The organism is Flammeovirgaceae bacterium SG7u.111 (assembly GCA_034044135.1).
Classification (GTDB): domain Bacteria; phylum Bacteroidota; class Bacteroidia; order Cytophagales; family Flammeovirgaceae.
Genome location: CP139021.1, coordinates 2,859,137 through 2,874,185, shown reverse-complemented (window position 1 = coordinate 2,874,185; position 15,049 = coordinate 2,859,137). Strand labels below are relative to the sequence as shown.

The following is a 15,049-nucleotide window of genomic DNA, read 5'->3' as shown; positions in this document are numbered from 1 at the left end:
GCACCCCTATACTACTTGTATAATGTTATTAGCTAATCAACAAAATCCTCTAGAACACAACTTTCCCTTTCTTTTTTCGTGTAATCCAGCTATTTTAATATCTTTATAATGGCTACTCATAGGACAACCAACACTAAGAGAATGAAAGAATATAACATCGTTGAAACAATAAGGCTTTTTGTAATGCAGGCTCAGACGAGCAAAGCAATTGATGAATTGTACCAGTTTTGCAGCGAGCATAACCTCACGGAATTTATCGATAATTTGGTTTTACTTTCTTCAAACCTAGCTGAGATTAAAAACTCTGAAATATTAGGCTTGGGGAGTTATGTGGAGGAAAAGAACAGAATCAACTTGGCTCTGTTGCAAATGATCAAAAAACTAGACCAACAACTTGCCAACCAAGAAAAATTACTATCCTCTGCGACAAAGCAAAATGAATCACTTGGCTTGGTGGAGTCCAAAGTTGATTTTATAATGAGGCACATAGAAATCAATGATGATATTGCCTATTATAGCTTCAGCAAGTCTAAGCTATGGAATTTGTTGGAGCCTTCATCACAAGATGATTTCATTAATGCACATATTATAGAAAAAGAGGCAAACCAAGAGTTGTATGCCAAAGCTATTATCCTCTACCTACATCCTATCCTAACTGAGTTAGACAGCAAGTTTTTCTCAAAGTTCAAAGCCTCGATTGCCAAGGAAGAGCTTGATCGGCAGACCATTATTAAAGAGTTTAAGGGAAACAACAAGAACAATCTTTATAAATACTTGTGCGAAGACTATGAACTCAGTCTCAATCAAATGGCTGAAATACTGCTTACAAATGTATTGAAAGTAGAGAAAGACAATCTGGATAATTATGCCTTACAATTCTACACGCTTTTCCACAAAACATATAAAATAAAAAGCAAGAGAAGGCTTGTAGCGTTTCTTGAAGGCCAGGTTATATTCAACATGAAAGCAGTGAATGCTTTTATACAAACGTTGGTAGATGTTATAGAAGCAAAAGACAAGGCCGTCAATTTCTTTTTGAACCTACAGCCAAGGTAAAAGAGCCAGCACTTCCTGCTTTTACCAAAGGGAGAAAACCCCGAGCAGTAGCCCGGGGTAACTAAAAGCTTGCCTATTATTTTCTTGCCGAAGGTGGCGTAGTTGGTCTTACTTCTATCTTGCTCGGAAGGGTTCTTGTGTTGGTTTTCACGAGATTTACTACCATCTCACCAATGTCTTCAATCTGTATTTTCCAGTCGTCCTCTGGGCTAGGCGTATGATCATTGAAATAGGTGGCTACAGAGCCGGGCATGATGGTACTCACCCTGATGCCGTACTTCCTCAGGTCCAGCATCACCGCTTGGGTAAAACCTGTTAGCCCAAACTTGCTGGCATTATATGCAGATCCGTTTGCAAAGAAATTCGTTCCCGCCAAGCTTGAAATCGTGATAAAATACCCTTCTGATTCCTTCAACGCTTCTACAGAAGCCTTAATAGTATTAAACACTCCTGTCAAATTGATATCAATGGTCTGTTGCCAATCTTCGGGCGTAAGGTCTTCTATAGGAGCAAATTTCCCTACTCCGGCATTCGCCACTACCAAACCCAGCTTCCCCCACTTGGAAGTCACCTCTTTGATAGCCGCCGCTTGTGCTTCCAATGATCTTACGTCGCATTCCAATGCGATCACTTGGTCATTTCCCGTGCTGGCTTTCAACGCTTCCACTGCTTTGTCAGCCCCTGCTTGCGTGCGGGAAGTGATCGCCACTTTTTCCCCTTCTTTCAAGATTGCTTCGGCAATGCCATAGCCAATTCCTTTACTTCCTCCAGTGATGTACGCAGTTAAATTTGATGTACTCATTTGTTCTTTTTATTGGTTTATAATTGAATAATCAGTATGATATGTACTATAAAATAGCTTCTTTAGATTTTACTTGATACCTCGGAAAACTAGCTTATTGGTGATAGTTTATGCTCTTAAAAGAAGTTAGAGGCTGGAGACTAGAAGTTAGTAAAACACCTTTTTTAGTTTTAATTTTTTTCTAAACTCTGATTTCTAGCATCTAACTGAACTGACATTGTAACTAAGGATCAAAAATAGTTTCTCATAAAAAAGAAGAAAAACTGGCGCGAGCATCTCGCTCATGCCTAAAACATAACTTCAAGCGTCCGCTTGAATTGATCCCAAGTTGCCGTGCTATTTCGTCTAACCTCTTAACTATCAATCTTAAACCCTTCCATTAATTGAATCATCAAATAGATTCATAAAAAGCCAAATTATAACATTACTATACGCTAGATAAACAAAACTAGTAGAAAGCGGCAAAGGTTTTCAGGATTTGGTACCTCTACCCATCCTCCACAAGCACCTTTTCCCCGCCAAGCTCAAAACTTGTAAGCTGAAAGCCGTAACTTGCAGCCCTTAAACCAACCTAGCCAAGCGAACCATGCCATCAGAGAAGAAAAAACAAATAAAAGACAGGCTACACACCCGCAATAAAAACCGAGAACGATACGATCTTAGCGCATTGATCGCCGTCACACCTGAGCTGGGCGAGCATGTAAAGCCCAATAAATATGGAGACGACTCGGTAGATTTTTCCAATCCTGCTGCGGTAAAGCTCCTGAACAGGGCGCTGCTCCACCATTACTATGGCATAAAGTACTGGGATTTTCCAGACCAGAATCTCTGCCCTCCTATCCCCGGCAGAGCGGATTACCTCCACCACATGGCAGATGTGTTGCGAGCCAATAACTTTGGCAACATCCCTACTGGCGACAAAATCACTTGCCTAGATGTCGGCGTAGGCGCAAACTGCATCTACCCCATTGTAGGCGTGGTGGAATACGGGTGGAACTTCATTGGTTCAGACATTGATCCCAAGTCTATTGAATCAGCACGGCAAATAGTTGATAACAACCCTGAGCTAAAAGGTAAGGTCGAATGCCGATTGCAAAAAGATCCGAAAGATATTTTTTATGGGATAATCGATAGGCAGGCCAAGATTGACCTATCGATCTGCAATCCTCCTTACCATGCATCCAAAGCAGAGGCCCAGAAAGGAACGCAGAGAAAAGTTCGCAATCTTACTGGAAAAAAGGTAAAAGAACCGCTTCTCAACTTTGCCGGCATCAGTAACGAGCTTATTACCGAAGGCGGGGAATACAAGTTCATAAGCAACATGGTGAAGGAAAGCCAAAAGTTTTCCAAAAACTGCTTATGGTTCTCTACCTTGCTTTCCAAATCGTCCAACCTCAAAGGGATAAACGAATTGCTAGAACAAACAGGCACTACGGAAGTACGAACCATCCCCACGGGCACAGGCAACAAAGCCAGCCGAATAATAGCATGGACGTTCCTTTCCAAAGAAGAGCAAAAAGAATGGAGAGAAACGAGATGGAAAGATGAAAAACCTACCAACGGTGATAGCTAGCTTTAAATGAGTGGGCTCTTGTAGGCTTTTTTGGGGAAAGAGCCCCTGTAAGGGTTCCACTATTGTAGAACAAGGAAACATGCTTAAAAATAACCCCGTGAGGGTTTGTATAAATCTTTTACACCTATTTCGCCTCAATACAAACCTACAACACGCAACCTGAAACTCTCACACTACCCCGCCGTAAAGCTAAAATACCAACGGATTGCCCCGATCAGCAATAGCACTGCACCTTCCCAGCGGGCCAACTTCCAATTGGTTCGTAGGAAGAAGAGGGTGAGCACGATCATGCCCATTAGTAGGTAAAGGTTTGAAGTGACTTCGGGATCAACCTCCATATTTTGAAGAATGCCGGCTACACCCAATACTCCAAAAATATTGAAAATATCGCTCCCAATAAGGTTACCAATAGATAAGCCATGGTGTCCTTTGAATGATGCTGTAATCGAAGTAGCCAACTCTGGTGCCGATGTACCAAAGGCCACGATAGTTGCCCCTATCACCCATTCCGACATGCCAAAAGCCCGTGCAACATTCACCGCCGAATCGACCAAGAAGTGAGATCCTCCCAATATCAACCCCAAACCAAGGGGCATCAGCAAATAGTCGAGCTTGCGGGCTTTCTCCTTCAACTCTATTTTCTCCATCGGTTCTTTTTTGATAAACAAGAACCCTAGATAGACAAAGAGTAACACAAACAAAATAATCCCTTCTAGCTTAGACATGGACAAATCCCACAAAAACACTGTAAGCAGTGCCGACCCGAAAAATAGGAACATCCCATCTCGGTAAACAAGAGATTTGGACGAATTTAGCGCTCCAAAAAGAGCCGTACCACCCAAAATAAATCCAAGGTTAAAAATATTTGAACCTACTACATTTCCAATGGCAATATCACTCATACCCCTCATAGCGGCAAGAATAGTCACCCCAAACTCAGGGGCTGAAGTCCCAAATGCCACAATCGTCAGCCCGATAACAAGCTCGGGAACTCGAAACGTATTGGCAATCCGAATAGAAGAATCAACCATCCATGTAGATCCTTTTGCCAAAGCAATGATACAGATTATAATTACCAGAATATCCAAATAAATATCCATTGAAGTCTATTTTAGAAAGTTTTCCAATGCTAACAAAACGAACACCCAGCCATAGTATTAATAAAAATGTAAAAAATAATGGACTATTCCATTCTCGTCCAAAACTAAGGCACACTGTTTTCAATACATTTTGAAGCCCCTAAAAATAGGCTAATATCTTTTGAATGCCAACACCCCAGCCTGTCACATTTCCGTATGCTTATATATAAGCAACCATACATAACACATAAAAATATGAAAACTATACTAGTCACCATCGACTTTGAAAAAGGAGATCAGTTACTCATCGACAAGGCATATGAATTTGCAGCTGCGTTCAATGCAAAAATATGGATAGTGCATATAGCTGCACCTGACCCTGATTTTGTTGGCTACGGAGTAGGTCCACAACACGTAAGGGACTCCCGAGCTTCCGACCTTAAAAAGGAGCATCAGCAACTGCAAGAATACGCAGCTCTGCTCAATAACCACGGCATTGATGCAGAGAGCTTATTAGTGCAAGGAGCGACCATCAAAATGGTGATTGAGGAAGCACAAAAACTACACGCAGACCTAATTGTGGCAGGACATAGAGAGCATGGCTTCTTGTACAAAGCATTGGTGGGAAGTGTCTCATCGGAAATCATCAACAGATCAAAAATCCCGGTGCTGATAGTCCCTTTGGAGGGGTAGTTTTTTTACATGAAAGATACTTACCCCCTACAAAACCCAAAACATAAAAACACTCTACACAAAGTTTGCACAGATGTTGTATAGGGTTTAGAAACCTCAATCTTAAATCCTACTCCATGAATAGTTTAAAAGTGCTTATTTTATTAATTTTCTGTCTTGTTACTGTAGTACAAAAAGAGTTATCAGCTTGTAGTATGTACAAACTAACCGTTGGTGATAAAACAGTAGTTGGTTGTAACGAAGATGCTTGGCGGACTACTTCAAAAATTTGGTTTGAAAACGCACAAAATCCCTATGAATATGGTGCTGGCTTTACCGGGTCAAGACAGGTCTCTTCAAACAGGTTTGCCCCACAATCTGGCATGAATGAAGCAGGGTTGGTTTTTTCTCGATTGGTAGCGTACTACCCTCAAAAAAGCATTGCTCCACAGGGCAAGAAAATAACCAATGAAGTATCCTACTTATCCGAGATACTGCACACATGTTCCACAGTAGAAGAAGTTGCCGAGTTTATCAATCAATACGACCATTCCATTTTTATCGACGATGTTTTCATTTATATTGACAGCTCAGGCAAGTACCTTGTGGTAGAACCCTACGAGTTGATAGTTGGTAATGATGCAAATTATGTATTATCCAACTTCTGCCCTTCCATAACCGAACAGGAACAAGCCAACAAATTAATTCGGTACAAAAACGGCAAGGAATTCCTGAAAACTCACGATGCAGATACCTCACTGGCTTTTTGTACCTCACTGGCTGACACCATGCACGTGTGCAGAAACAGAAACGGTGATGGGACTCTGTTAACATCAATCTGGGATACAAAAAACCGCTCGGTCAATCTCTATTTTTACCATCAATACGATAGCAGCGTACAATTCGGGCTTGCTGAAGAATTGGCAAAAGGAGACCACATTATAAACATACCAGACCTATTTCCAAAAAACTCGGAATTTGAAAGACTGGCTACTTACAAAACACCTTTTAACACTCCAGAGCTAAGAGTTTCACTGGTTGTTCTGGGCGGTATATTAACCTTTTCTGCCTTTCTGCTTTGTGTATTCTTCTTTATAAACAAAAGCTCAGCAATCTCATTTAAAACTATAGCACTACTATCGGGAATGAATGTGTTATTGACAAGTTATTTATTTGTATTGGCAACCAATAGCTACATCTACTACTTTGATGCTCCTTATACGCACTACAGCTCAAGTTTAATCAGCGCCTCCTCCTACATACCATTTTTACTGCTGCTGACCATCGCTCCTGTCACCTCTTTTACCCTCAAGCGATTCAAATCAGCCAACACAAAACGTAGGACAAAAGCCCTATTAATTTCCAACAATTTGATATACTTACTACTCATTGTAAGTTTTGGTTATTGGGGCTTATATAGCGTTTGGAATTAAGTAATAAGCCTGAGCATTCGATCAACTAGCAAAACACATTCCTATTTCATCAATAAACTCTCAATCATCCGTAGCCTTGGACTAGTTGTATTTTTGGGTTAATTTGCGAGAGCGCAACTAGAAAGCACAATTGGCGAATTGGCGCTATGTAATTGTTACTGTGTGGCAGGAATTGTTCTGATAGGCAACTATTATGAGCAAGTCCTGAATTCTCCTCCCTCAAATAGTATGACCAAGCAAAAAATAAAACAAATTCTGAAAATAGTCCTTATCGCAGGTTCCATATCCTCCTTGTACTTTGTGCCATGGCTTTTGGTAAAGGCATGGATACTGCCGCTACCAGACACGGTTCAAGAACAGCTAGAGGAAGCCATTGACCATGGATTTGACGGAATGATTGTCTATATAGACCAAGCTGGTAAACCGCATCAGTATTTTGCCGCCGGATGGCACGATAGAGAAGCCAAGATCCCTGCCAAACCTCAAGCCTTATTTAAGATTGCCAGCATCAGCAAGCTGTATGATGCCGTGGCTGTCACCAAATTGGTAAGTGAAGGACACCTTTCGTTGGACAAAACTATTGCCGATTATTTACCAGAGCTTGTCGGAAGAATTGAAAATGCTGAGAAAATCACCTTGAGGTTGATGATACAGCACAGAAGTGGTATTCCCAATTTTACAGATGCTTTCAACTTTTGGGCAGCGCCAACCGAGACTTACGAGGAAAGCCTTGCATTGATTCTGGACAAGCCTGCAAACTTCTCCCCAGATGAAGACTATGAATACTGCAATACAAACTATCTGCTGCTCAATAAGATAATGGACAACACATTAGGTTATCCAAACTTTCAATTCATTAAGGAAGAAATACTAATGCCACTACACCTTAACCATACCTTCAGTTCGCTAAGTGAAGTAAACATGGACGATGTAATGAGTGGCTACCATGTAGGGCATCCCCTTGATTTAAAAGCAGACGAGCATGGCATGTTGGCTACGGCAGAAGACGTAGGTACATTCCTAAGAGCCTTGAACGATGGATCATTATTTGAACAGGGCGAACAGGAAATATATTCCTCCATTTACGAGTATGAACATGGCGGTTGGGTTCCCGGATACCAGAGTTTTGCCAAATACCACAAAGACCTTGATGCTGTTGTTATTGCGTTCTATAGCACAACTGACTCTAAACTATATAATTGGAACTTATCAGAAATTATAAACAACAGAGTTGTCAAAATACTGAAAAAGGATCTCCAATAGAAAAACCAATCGGACATTAGTAATGTCTTCGGACAAGTTGGACTCAAATTAACGCCGTTACTCTGAGTAACGGCGTTAATCAAAACGTTCCAACAAAAACACCCTCTAGTACTTCCATCCCACCCCAAATTCCCTATCTTTAAGCAGTCAACAACCTATTTTGAACCACAAAAGCTACTATGAAAAATCTTTTGATTCTTTTGGTTGCGCTGCTTGCTTTGCATGCATGCAACACTCCCCCACCAGAAAAACCCATTGTCGAAATAACGGGGATAGACTCCACGTTGCGCCCCGGGGATAATTTCTTTCGGTATGCCAACGGAATTTGGTACGATTCTGCCCAGATACCAGCTAACCAAGCGGGTGTCGGTGCGTACATGTTTATGAACTATCCGCAGCGGATGCGTATGCAAGGGATACTGGACAGTATTTCCCAAGGCGAGCACCCTAAAGGCAGCATAGAGCAACAGGTAGGCGATTTTTATGCTTCGGGCATGGATACCACCGCCATCGACCAACGTGGACATGAGCCTCTCCAACCGATTTTTACCCAAATAGAGGCAATTTCTGACCTGCCAAGCCTAATGGCCTATGTGGCAGCAGCGGCTAAAGTCTATAACAATTCGATCATTTCTTTTCGAGTAGGGCCAGACGACAAAAACAGCAGCATGAATATTGCCCACGCCTACCAAACAGGTATTGGACTGCCCGACAGGGATTATTATTTCAAACCTGACTCCTCTACCATTACCATCCAGCAAGCTTACAAAACTTACCTTGCTACCCTCTTCCAGCTCACGGGGAGCACTGCTGAAGAAGCCCCGGCAAATGCCGAGTTGGTTTACGGTATAGAGCAACAAATTGCCGAATCGCACCGAACACGGGTGGAACGCCGAGATGTGAAGGCGAATTACAACAAAATGGCGGTAGCAGACCTTGACAAAAGCCACCCTAACATCGGTTGGTCAACTTTATTGGCGAACCTAGGAGCCCAAACCGATTCAATAGATGTTGGGCAGCCTGCCTATTACGACAAACTCAATGAGCTACTAAGTAGCGTTTCAATCGACGATTGGAAAGTCTACTTGAAAGCTCGCTCCATCGCCAATTATGCCGATAACTTGAGCAAGCCTTTTGTGGATGCTTCATTTGAGTACTCCAAAATCCTTACCGGCCAGTCGGTGCAAAAGAACCGGGGAGAAATAATCACCAGTGCGGTGGATCGAAACCTAGGAGATGCCTTGGCGCAATTGTACGTAAAGCAATACTTCCCCGAAGAGGCGAAGAAACGCATGCTGGTGTTGGTCAATAATATCCAGACAGCCTATGCGAAGCGCATAGACAAGCTCGACTGGATGAGCGACAGCACTAAAATTCAAGCGAAAGAAAAGCTATTTGCCATCACCAAGAAAATTGGCTATCCAGATACGTGGAAAGACTACAGCAGTGTGGAGATAGGAAAAGATACCTACTTTGAGAATAGGATGTCTGCTATGGCAGACAGGTATCGCCGACAAATAGAGAAGCTGGGCAAGCCCGTCGATAAGTCGGAATGGTTCACCACACCACCTACGGTAACGGCCTACAACAATCCCTCGGCAAACCAGATTGTGTTCCCCGCAGGTATTTTGCAGCCTCCCTACTTCGATTACACTGCCGACGATGCGCTCAACTATGGCGGGATCGGACTGGTAATTGGCCATGAATTCACTCATACCTTTGACGACCAAGGCGCTCAGTACGACAAGGAAGGAAATGTAAAAAACTGGTGGACAGAATCCGATTATGAAAAATTCAAAGCGAAGACCCAGCAGGTGATTGACCTCTACAGCACGTTTACGGTGTTGGACAGCCTGCACGTGAACGGCGCCATGACCGTAGGCGAAAACACAGCAGATATAGCAGGCGTAGCCGTTGCTTACGACGCCTTCAAAATGACAGAACAAGGGCAAGACACCACCAAACTTGGCGGCTTCACCCCCGACCAACGCTTCTTTCTCTCCGTAGCCCGGGTATGGAAAGTAAAAATGAAAGATGAATTCCTGCACCTCTGGTTGCACAACAATTCGCATTCCCCGCCTATGTGGCGCGTGAATGGCCCGCTAATGAATGCTACCCCCTTCTACGAAGCATTTGATGTAAGCCCCGAAGACAAGATGTTCTTGGAGGAAAAGGATAGGATTGTTATTTGGTAGAGGGTTAGTTATTACAACCTCGAGCCCTATAAGGTTTTTTAAACCTTATAGGGCTTTGCTCTACAGTTACCACACCGACGTGGGTGTTTTGAAACGCTTACGTCGGTATGATCAACTAAATTTCTATCAAATTCCTCCACCCCCTACATAAACCCCTCCCAGTCCAAGCCAAACAACTTCCATCTAAAACAAGGCAACGACCAACTTTTATAGCGTCCCACCGGCTTTTACTTCTTGCTTTTTAGCTCCGACTTTGGTCTTTGCTCATTTTATAAGCAAACCACCAGTTTTTTTCTTCCCACACGGGCTTTTTCCTACATCCTCCAAAAATTTACCTCGCCCCACGAGCTTTTACTCCATCCCACCAGCTTTCATGTAATACCCCCGACTTTTACGACGTCCCCCCAACTTTTGAGGCACCCCTTGCTAACTTTATAGACATCCTCTCAGCTTTTATGTCAATACGTTAAACATTTTAGCTACTCCACTGGCTTTTGGAAGACACTTTCCTTCAAAAAGCCCAAAATCACCTACACAATAATTTTGAAGATGTAAGCATTGCTTAAATTCTTGCACATTTTATAACAAAACTTGCGCAAGGACTGCCCAATTTGCCTTCCCATTTTACGATTACCTTACATTTGACATGCTATACATTAAAAATAACGGATAGCTTACATCGTAAGATTTTAGCTCTTTTGCGAGGCAACAAAGAATTGCCTAACCGTTTTAAAAAGCAAACTAATTAATTATCCAATTTAAACTTAACACATGCAAACACAAGAAGTTATAAGCAAGAAAAACCTAGCAACAGCTGGAAAAAGCAATTGATGGAGAACAGGGAATTCCTTTCTACCATCTTGATGAACCCCGTATTGCTTGCCAAGGCAAACAATGCAGGCTACACCAAAAAGGAATTGGAAGAGGGGCTGGCAATGGCCGACCGATTTAAAGAGACCAATTACCGATGGGACGAGCTGCAAGCCGAAAAAAGCAAGCGATATGATGTATATCACGAGGCGATGAAAACCTTGGAAACTGTATATACCCAGCACATTGCCAAAGCCCGTAACATTTTTGACGAAGAGGAAGAAAAAAGCATCTGGAAAAGCCTCAACCTACAAGGCAAACGCCCCGACGACATCAGTGGGATCATGGACTACATCACCAAGTTTTACAGCTTCGCCCAAAAGGACAAGGTGATAAGCGACCGCTTTAAAAAGCGAAACGTAAGCTCCGAACTGGTGGCACAAATGCTACTCCTAGCCGAAGAAGCAGCCACTCTCCGCATAGAAGCCCTCCACGCCGCCAACTTGGCAAAAGCTTCTACCGCAGACCGAGACATCCAAAAAGCCGAGTTCCACAGCTGGCTCAAAGCCTTCAAGGCAATCTATAAGGCGACGCCTGATGGGCAGGTTTCGGTTAATGCAAGTAGCAAAGTGAAGAGTGAGAAAGCAAAGATTAGCTAACCAACTGATCGATGGTCTCGCTCCAAACGAGGCCATCGCTTTATAGCTTCGCCCTTCAAGAAAAAGCCAAAGATGCCACCCTGCGTAACAAAAAGCGCAAAATCTTCGATAAATAGCTACGCAACTTCGAAGGGATGTACAAAATAGCTCCGGCTACTGAAGTAGGTGTTGGTAATACTTTGGAGACTGTTGAGGGTTGATACTTGTAGAGGTCAATCCGTTACTTGGAACATCTTATGCAACCCCTCACGGGGTTGTTTTTTGTTTACTTTCTTTTACTACAATTGTGGAATCCCTACGGGATTTTTTTGCTTATGCATCTCTATATATAATCAAAAATGATGAACCCAAAAAACACTCTTGTTTGGAACATAAAACAAAACCCAGTATAGCCTGCCCACCCTGAATGACGAGAGGTTTTACAATTGTAGGAATCTTTGGTTTAAGTACTTGACAAAGTGCAATCAAAAACTTCAATCCAAACCATCCCATCTACACTTGTCCAGCGCACAAAACCCAGTATGGGTTTCACAATTGTAGCAATATTGATTTAATAATGACAACGCCGTAGGTGTTGCACAAAATATTGGAAACTAGTTTGGCTATTCTTAAATTGGAAAAAAGAAAACCATGGCACCAGGAACATATTCCCAACTCATTATACAACTAATTTTTGCAGTAAAAAACAGGAATGGACTGTTGCGAAAGCCCCATCGTGATACACTTTATCCTTATATGGCGACTCACTTAAACAACAAGGGGCATAAATGCATTCTCATCAATGGCATGCCCGACCACATCCACATATTGCTAGGGTTAAACCCAAAACATGCTATTTCTGATACAGTGAGAGACCTGAAAAGAAGCTCCTCTCTTTTTATAAATGAACAAAAGTGGTTTGTAGGCAAATTTTCTTGGCAAGAAGGATATGGGGCATTTTCTTACAGCAAATCAGATTTGGATAAAGTATACCAGTATATCCTAAACCAAGAAGAGCACCACAAGAAGTTTAGTTTCAAACAAGAATACATCGGCTTTTTGAAAAAGTTTGAGATAGAGTTTGATGACAACTATCTTTTTGAATTCTTTGAATAGTTCTTGATATAATTGTCACATCTTATGCAACCCCTCCCGGGGTTGTTTTTTATTTATTCTCTCGATTCTACAATTTTGGAATCCCTACGGGATATTACTTCTTAAGTACCCCTCAGCCCTCATATTTAATCAGGAATGTTAAGCCCAAAAACTATATAAGCCTAAAGCACAGAACAAAACCCAGTATGGGTTTCACAATTGTAGCAATTGCTAATTTAATAATAACAACGCCGTAGGTGTTGCATAAGAGCAACTACTATTGACCTATGCGACATTTAATCATGCCAACCATGAGAAACATGGTTTAGTAACTGATTTCAGAAACTACCCCTATTCCTCTTACCACGCCCACTTGTCAGAAAAGAAAACCTACTTATGCAGAAACGAAGTCATCAATTGGTTTGGGAGCAAGGAGGCATTTATACAATTTCACCTAGCCTCCAAAACCCAACACTTCGATGTATCTTGGTTATTAGAATAGTAAGGCAAACTTGGTTTTCTCCGCTGGATGCACTTTAATAAAGTCTTACAATACTAAAGTACATATTTTTAACAAGAAAAAATAGAATATACTCGAAAAGCAAACTATTGTATACTATATTTAAGAATGTACTATACGTGGTAATTAAGGAAAAGAAATCATCCTAATATATAAATTTAAAAATATGGAAGTGAAATTCACGACTCATTTTAACATCAAAAATAGTAATATAGAATTCGTTGACATCCCTATCAATGATGAGGATTTATTAGCATTTATTGACCCTTTTCTAATTGAAAAAAATAAATCTAATAAATTAGTCTCCCAACTAAGTAAAAAACTCAATAGTTTTCTTAGAGAGCTTAATGATAATTATATTAAGAAAAATGACTTTAAAAATGGCATTCCATTCTTAAACCATTTACATGAACCCAATGAATATCATTTAGGTTATTCTTCAAATAATAAAGGAAAAGCAATTTCAAAATCAAAAGCAGAAGATATATATAACGCATTAAGAAATAATAGATTTGCTCGACAGGGTGTTTCGATAACCAATGAAGCTCATAATGTTCTACTACTTGTTGATGGAATTGGGCAAGATATAATGTCAGATACTATTTCAAATGTATGTCGTGATATATTTACGGATTTCACAACAACAATCTGCAATAAATACTCTATAAAAACTCATCCCGTAGATATAGAATTTTACAATGACCATACTAAGAATTGGGAAAAGCAATCAGCTGACCTTCCTATAAATAATAATCATCATCATATTATACTACTTCCAAACAATATTATTTCTGGGAGTAGAGCATATTCTAGCTTATACAATTGGTTTATTTCAAGCAACTATATTTCTAAAGAAGTTTTAAACCAAAAAAATCCACCTACAAAAATGATTACCCAAATGAAAGATGGAACAAGAAAAGCAATTATTAAAGAAGTTTATAAACAATATAAAAAACCAAAAAAGAGCCTAATTGACTTTGTTTTAAAATATCCTAATTCTTTAGATGAATTTATTGAACATGCTAAGATCAATTATCCTGAACTAAATTTAAAACATTTACAGAAATAATGTCATAACCAAATATTTTTTATATAGCTAGAAAACATTAGATTGCTTAGTTTGAAAACAAGAGGCTTTTACCTACTACGGTATTTTGAGTAGCAATAGGTCTTCGCCTGAGTTCAGGGCTGTCCAGACGGAGCTTGCTCCTTTGTTCTCCGAATTTCGTTCTAAAATCACTCAAAACGAAGCGTTATTCCAACGCATCAAAGCGGTGTACGATGCTTCTCAGGAGAACCCCTTGCTGCCGACCAACAGCGTGTGGTGGACTTGACCTACAAGAGCTTTGCCATGAACGGCGCTGAGCTAGATGCGGAGAAAAAAGCACGTTATGCAGCTATCAACAAGGAGCTCTCAAGCCTATACACCAAGTTTTCGAATAACGTTTTGCACGATGAGGAAAACTATGTGACCTATCTTACGGAAGAGCAATTAGGCGGCTTGTCGGAAGGGTCCTTCAGCGTCCTTACCCGACAGCGTCGGGGGAATTCCGGTTATCAAGTCTATATGGCCAAGTGCAAATTTAGTTGATCTATCTTGCAGCCTAGCTGTCCGGAAAATGTCCCGATACAATTTTCAACCTCATTTTTTAATTCGCCTCCCAACACCTTATAACGATATTTCGGAGTCCAGACAATATGGTACTTGCAATACCATATCGTATGTGATAACTTTAAGAATCGACTCATTTGTTTTACTTTTTTTGTTGTGGGGACAACTTTATAAAAGTAAGCATGGGTCGATATTTATCAGAAGGGTTAAACCCGTAGAACGATCTCTGACCACGTTCAGAAGGCGTGGATATTAATTATAGTTACTGAGAGAGGTTAAGAAAACCTTGAATACATATGTA

Annotated in this window: 12 protein-coding genes; 10 read left to right on the top strand and 2 right to left on the bottom strand. The window is 41.1% G+C overall.

Features of this window, described 5'->3' with window-relative positions:
- Nucleotides 1–141: 141 nt before the first annotated feature.
- Entirely contained in the window at nucleotides 142–1,056 is a 915-nt protein-coding gene (locus R9C00_11080) for a hypothetical protein (protein WPO37994.1), read from the top strand.
- 76 nt (nucleotides 1,057–1,132) lie between these two features.
- Here the strand turns inward: R9C00_11080 and R9C00_11075 are convergent, their stop codons facing one another.
- Nucleotides 1,133–1,858: an SDR family oxidoreductase gene (locus R9C00_11075; protein WPO37993.1), complete on the bottom strand. Its 726-nt coding sequence runs from the start codon at nucleotides 1,856–1,858 to the stop codon at nucleotides 1,133–1,135.
- A 586-nt stretch (nucleotides 1,859–2,444) separates the two neighbouring features.
- Between R9C00_11075 and rlmF the strand changes: the two genes are divergently transcribed.
- Nucleotides 2,445–3,431 (top strand): 23S rRNA (adenine(1618)-N(6))-methyltransferase RlmF, encoded by a 987-nt coding sequence (gene rlmF, locus R9C00_11070; protein WPO37992.1) that lies wholly within the window; start codon nucleotides 2,445–2,447, stop codon nucleotides 3,429–3,431.
- A 173-nt stretch (nucleotides 3,432–3,604) separates the two neighbouring features.
- On the opposite strand, the gene R9C00_11065 is transcribed toward rlmF, so the two are convergent.
- On the bottom strand, nucleotides 3,605–4,531 hold the full coding sequence (locus R9C00_11065; GenBank protein WPO37991.1) for a calcium/sodium antiporter: 927 nt from the start codon (nucleotides 4,529–4,531) through the stop codon (nucleotides 3,605–3,607).
- Between the two features lie 234 nt (nucleotides 4,532–4,765).
- Between R9C00_11065 and R9C00_11060 the strand changes: the two genes are divergently transcribed.
- From R9C00_11060 to R9C00_11025, 8 genes are all read left to right on the top strand, one after another.
- Nucleotides 4,766–5,203 (top strand): universal stress protein, encoded by a 438-nt coding sequence (locus tag R9C00_11060; protein WPO37990.1) that lies wholly within the window; start codon nucleotides 4,766–4,768, stop codon nucleotides 5,201–5,203.
- Nucleotides 5,204–5,397: 194 nt separating this feature from the next.
- On the top strand, nucleotides 5,398–6,615 hold the full coding sequence (locus tag R9C00_11055; protein WPO37989.1) for a hypothetical protein: 1,218 nt from the start codon (nucleotides 5,398–5,400) through the stop codon (nucleotides 6,613–6,615).
- Nucleotides 6,616–6,843: 228 nt separating this feature from the next.
- Complete coding sequence (locus tag R9C00_11050) at nucleotides 6,844–7,878, top strand: serine hydrolase domain-containing protein (GenBank protein ID WPO37988.1); 1,035 nt, start codon at nucleotides 6,844–6,846, stop codon at nucleotides 7,876–7,878.
- A gap of 179 nt (nucleotides 7,879–8,057) precedes the next feature.
- A complete protein-coding gene (locus R9C00_11045) occupies nucleotides 8,058–10,073 on the top strand; it encodes a M13 family metallopeptidase (GenBank protein WPO37987.1) in 2,016 nt (671 codons plus the stop codon).
- Between the two features lie 830 nt (nucleotides 10,074–10,903).
- Nucleotides 10,904–11,542: a hypothetical protein gene (locus tag R9C00_11040; protein ID WPO37986.1), complete on the top strand. Its 639-nt coding sequence runs from the start codon at nucleotides 10,904–10,906 to the stop codon at nucleotides 11,540–11,542.
- A 630-nt stretch (nucleotides 11,543–12,172) separates the two neighbouring features.
- Nucleotides 12,173–12,637, top strand: a complete 465-nt coding sequence (tnpA, locus tag R9C00_11035; protein ID WPO37985.1) for an IS200/IS605 family transposase — start codon at nucleotides 12,173–12,175, stop codon at nucleotides 12,635–12,637.
- Between the two features lie 665 nt (nucleotides 12,638–13,302).
- On the top strand, nucleotides 13,303–14,205 hold the full coding sequence (locus R9C00_11030; GenBank protein WPO37984.1) for a hypothetical protein: 903 nt from the start codon (nucleotides 13,303–13,305) through the stop codon (nucleotides 14,203–14,205).
- An 85-nt stretch (nucleotides 14,206–14,290) separates the two neighbouring features.
- Nucleotides 14,291–14,470 (top strand): hypothetical protein, encoded by a 180-nt coding sequence (locus R9C00_11025; protein WPO37983.1) that lies wholly within the window; start codon nucleotides 14,291–14,293, stop codon nucleotides 14,468–14,470.
- The last annotated feature ends 579 nt before the right edge of the window (nucleotides 14,471–15,049 follow it).

Excerpts from the sequence above, each read along its gene's own strand:
- R9C00_11060 (WPO37990.1), top strand. The coding sequence starts at position 4,766 with ATGAAAACTATACTAGTCACCATCGACTTTGAAAAAGGAGATCAGTTA.
- R9C00_11055 (WPO37989.1), top strand. The coding sequence starts at position 5,398 with ATGTACAAACTAACCGTTGGTGATAAAACAGTAGTTGGTTGTAACGAA.
- R9C00_11040 (WPO37986.1), top strand. The coding sequence starts at position 10,904 with ATGGAGAACAGGGAATTCCTTTCTACCATCTTGATGAACCCCGTATTG.
- R9C00_11030 (WPO37984.1), top strand. The coding sequence starts at position 13,303 with ATGGAAGTGAAATTCACGACTCATTTTAACATCAAAAATAGTAATATA.
- R9C00_11075 (WPO37993.1), bottom strand. The coding sequence starts at position 1,858 with ATGAGTACATCAAATTTAACTGCGTACATCACTGGAGGAAGTAAAGGA.
- R9C00_11065 (WPO37991.1), bottom strand. The coding sequence starts at position 4,531 with ATGGATATTTATTTGGATATTCTGGTAATTATAATCTGTATCATTGCT.
- tnpA (WPO37985.1), top strand. The coding sequence starts at position 12,173 with ATGGCACCAGGAACATATTCCCAACTCATTATACAACTAATTTTTGCA.
- R9C00_11045 (WPO37987.1), top strand. The coding sequence starts at position 8,058 with ATGAAAAATCTTTTGATTCTTTTGGTTGCGCTGCTTGCTTTGCATGCA.
- R9C00_11080 (WPO37994.1), top strand. The coding sequence starts at position 142 with ATGAAAGAATATAACATCGTTGAAACAATAAGGCTTTTTGTAATGCAG.
- rlmF (WPO37992.1), top strand. The coding sequence starts at position 2,445 with ATGCCATCAGAGAAGAAAAAACAAATAAAAGACAGGCTACACACCCGC.
- R9C00_11050 (WPO37988.1), top strand. The coding sequence starts at position 6,844 with ATGACCAAGCAAAAAATAAAACAAATTCTGAAAATAGTCCTTATCGCA.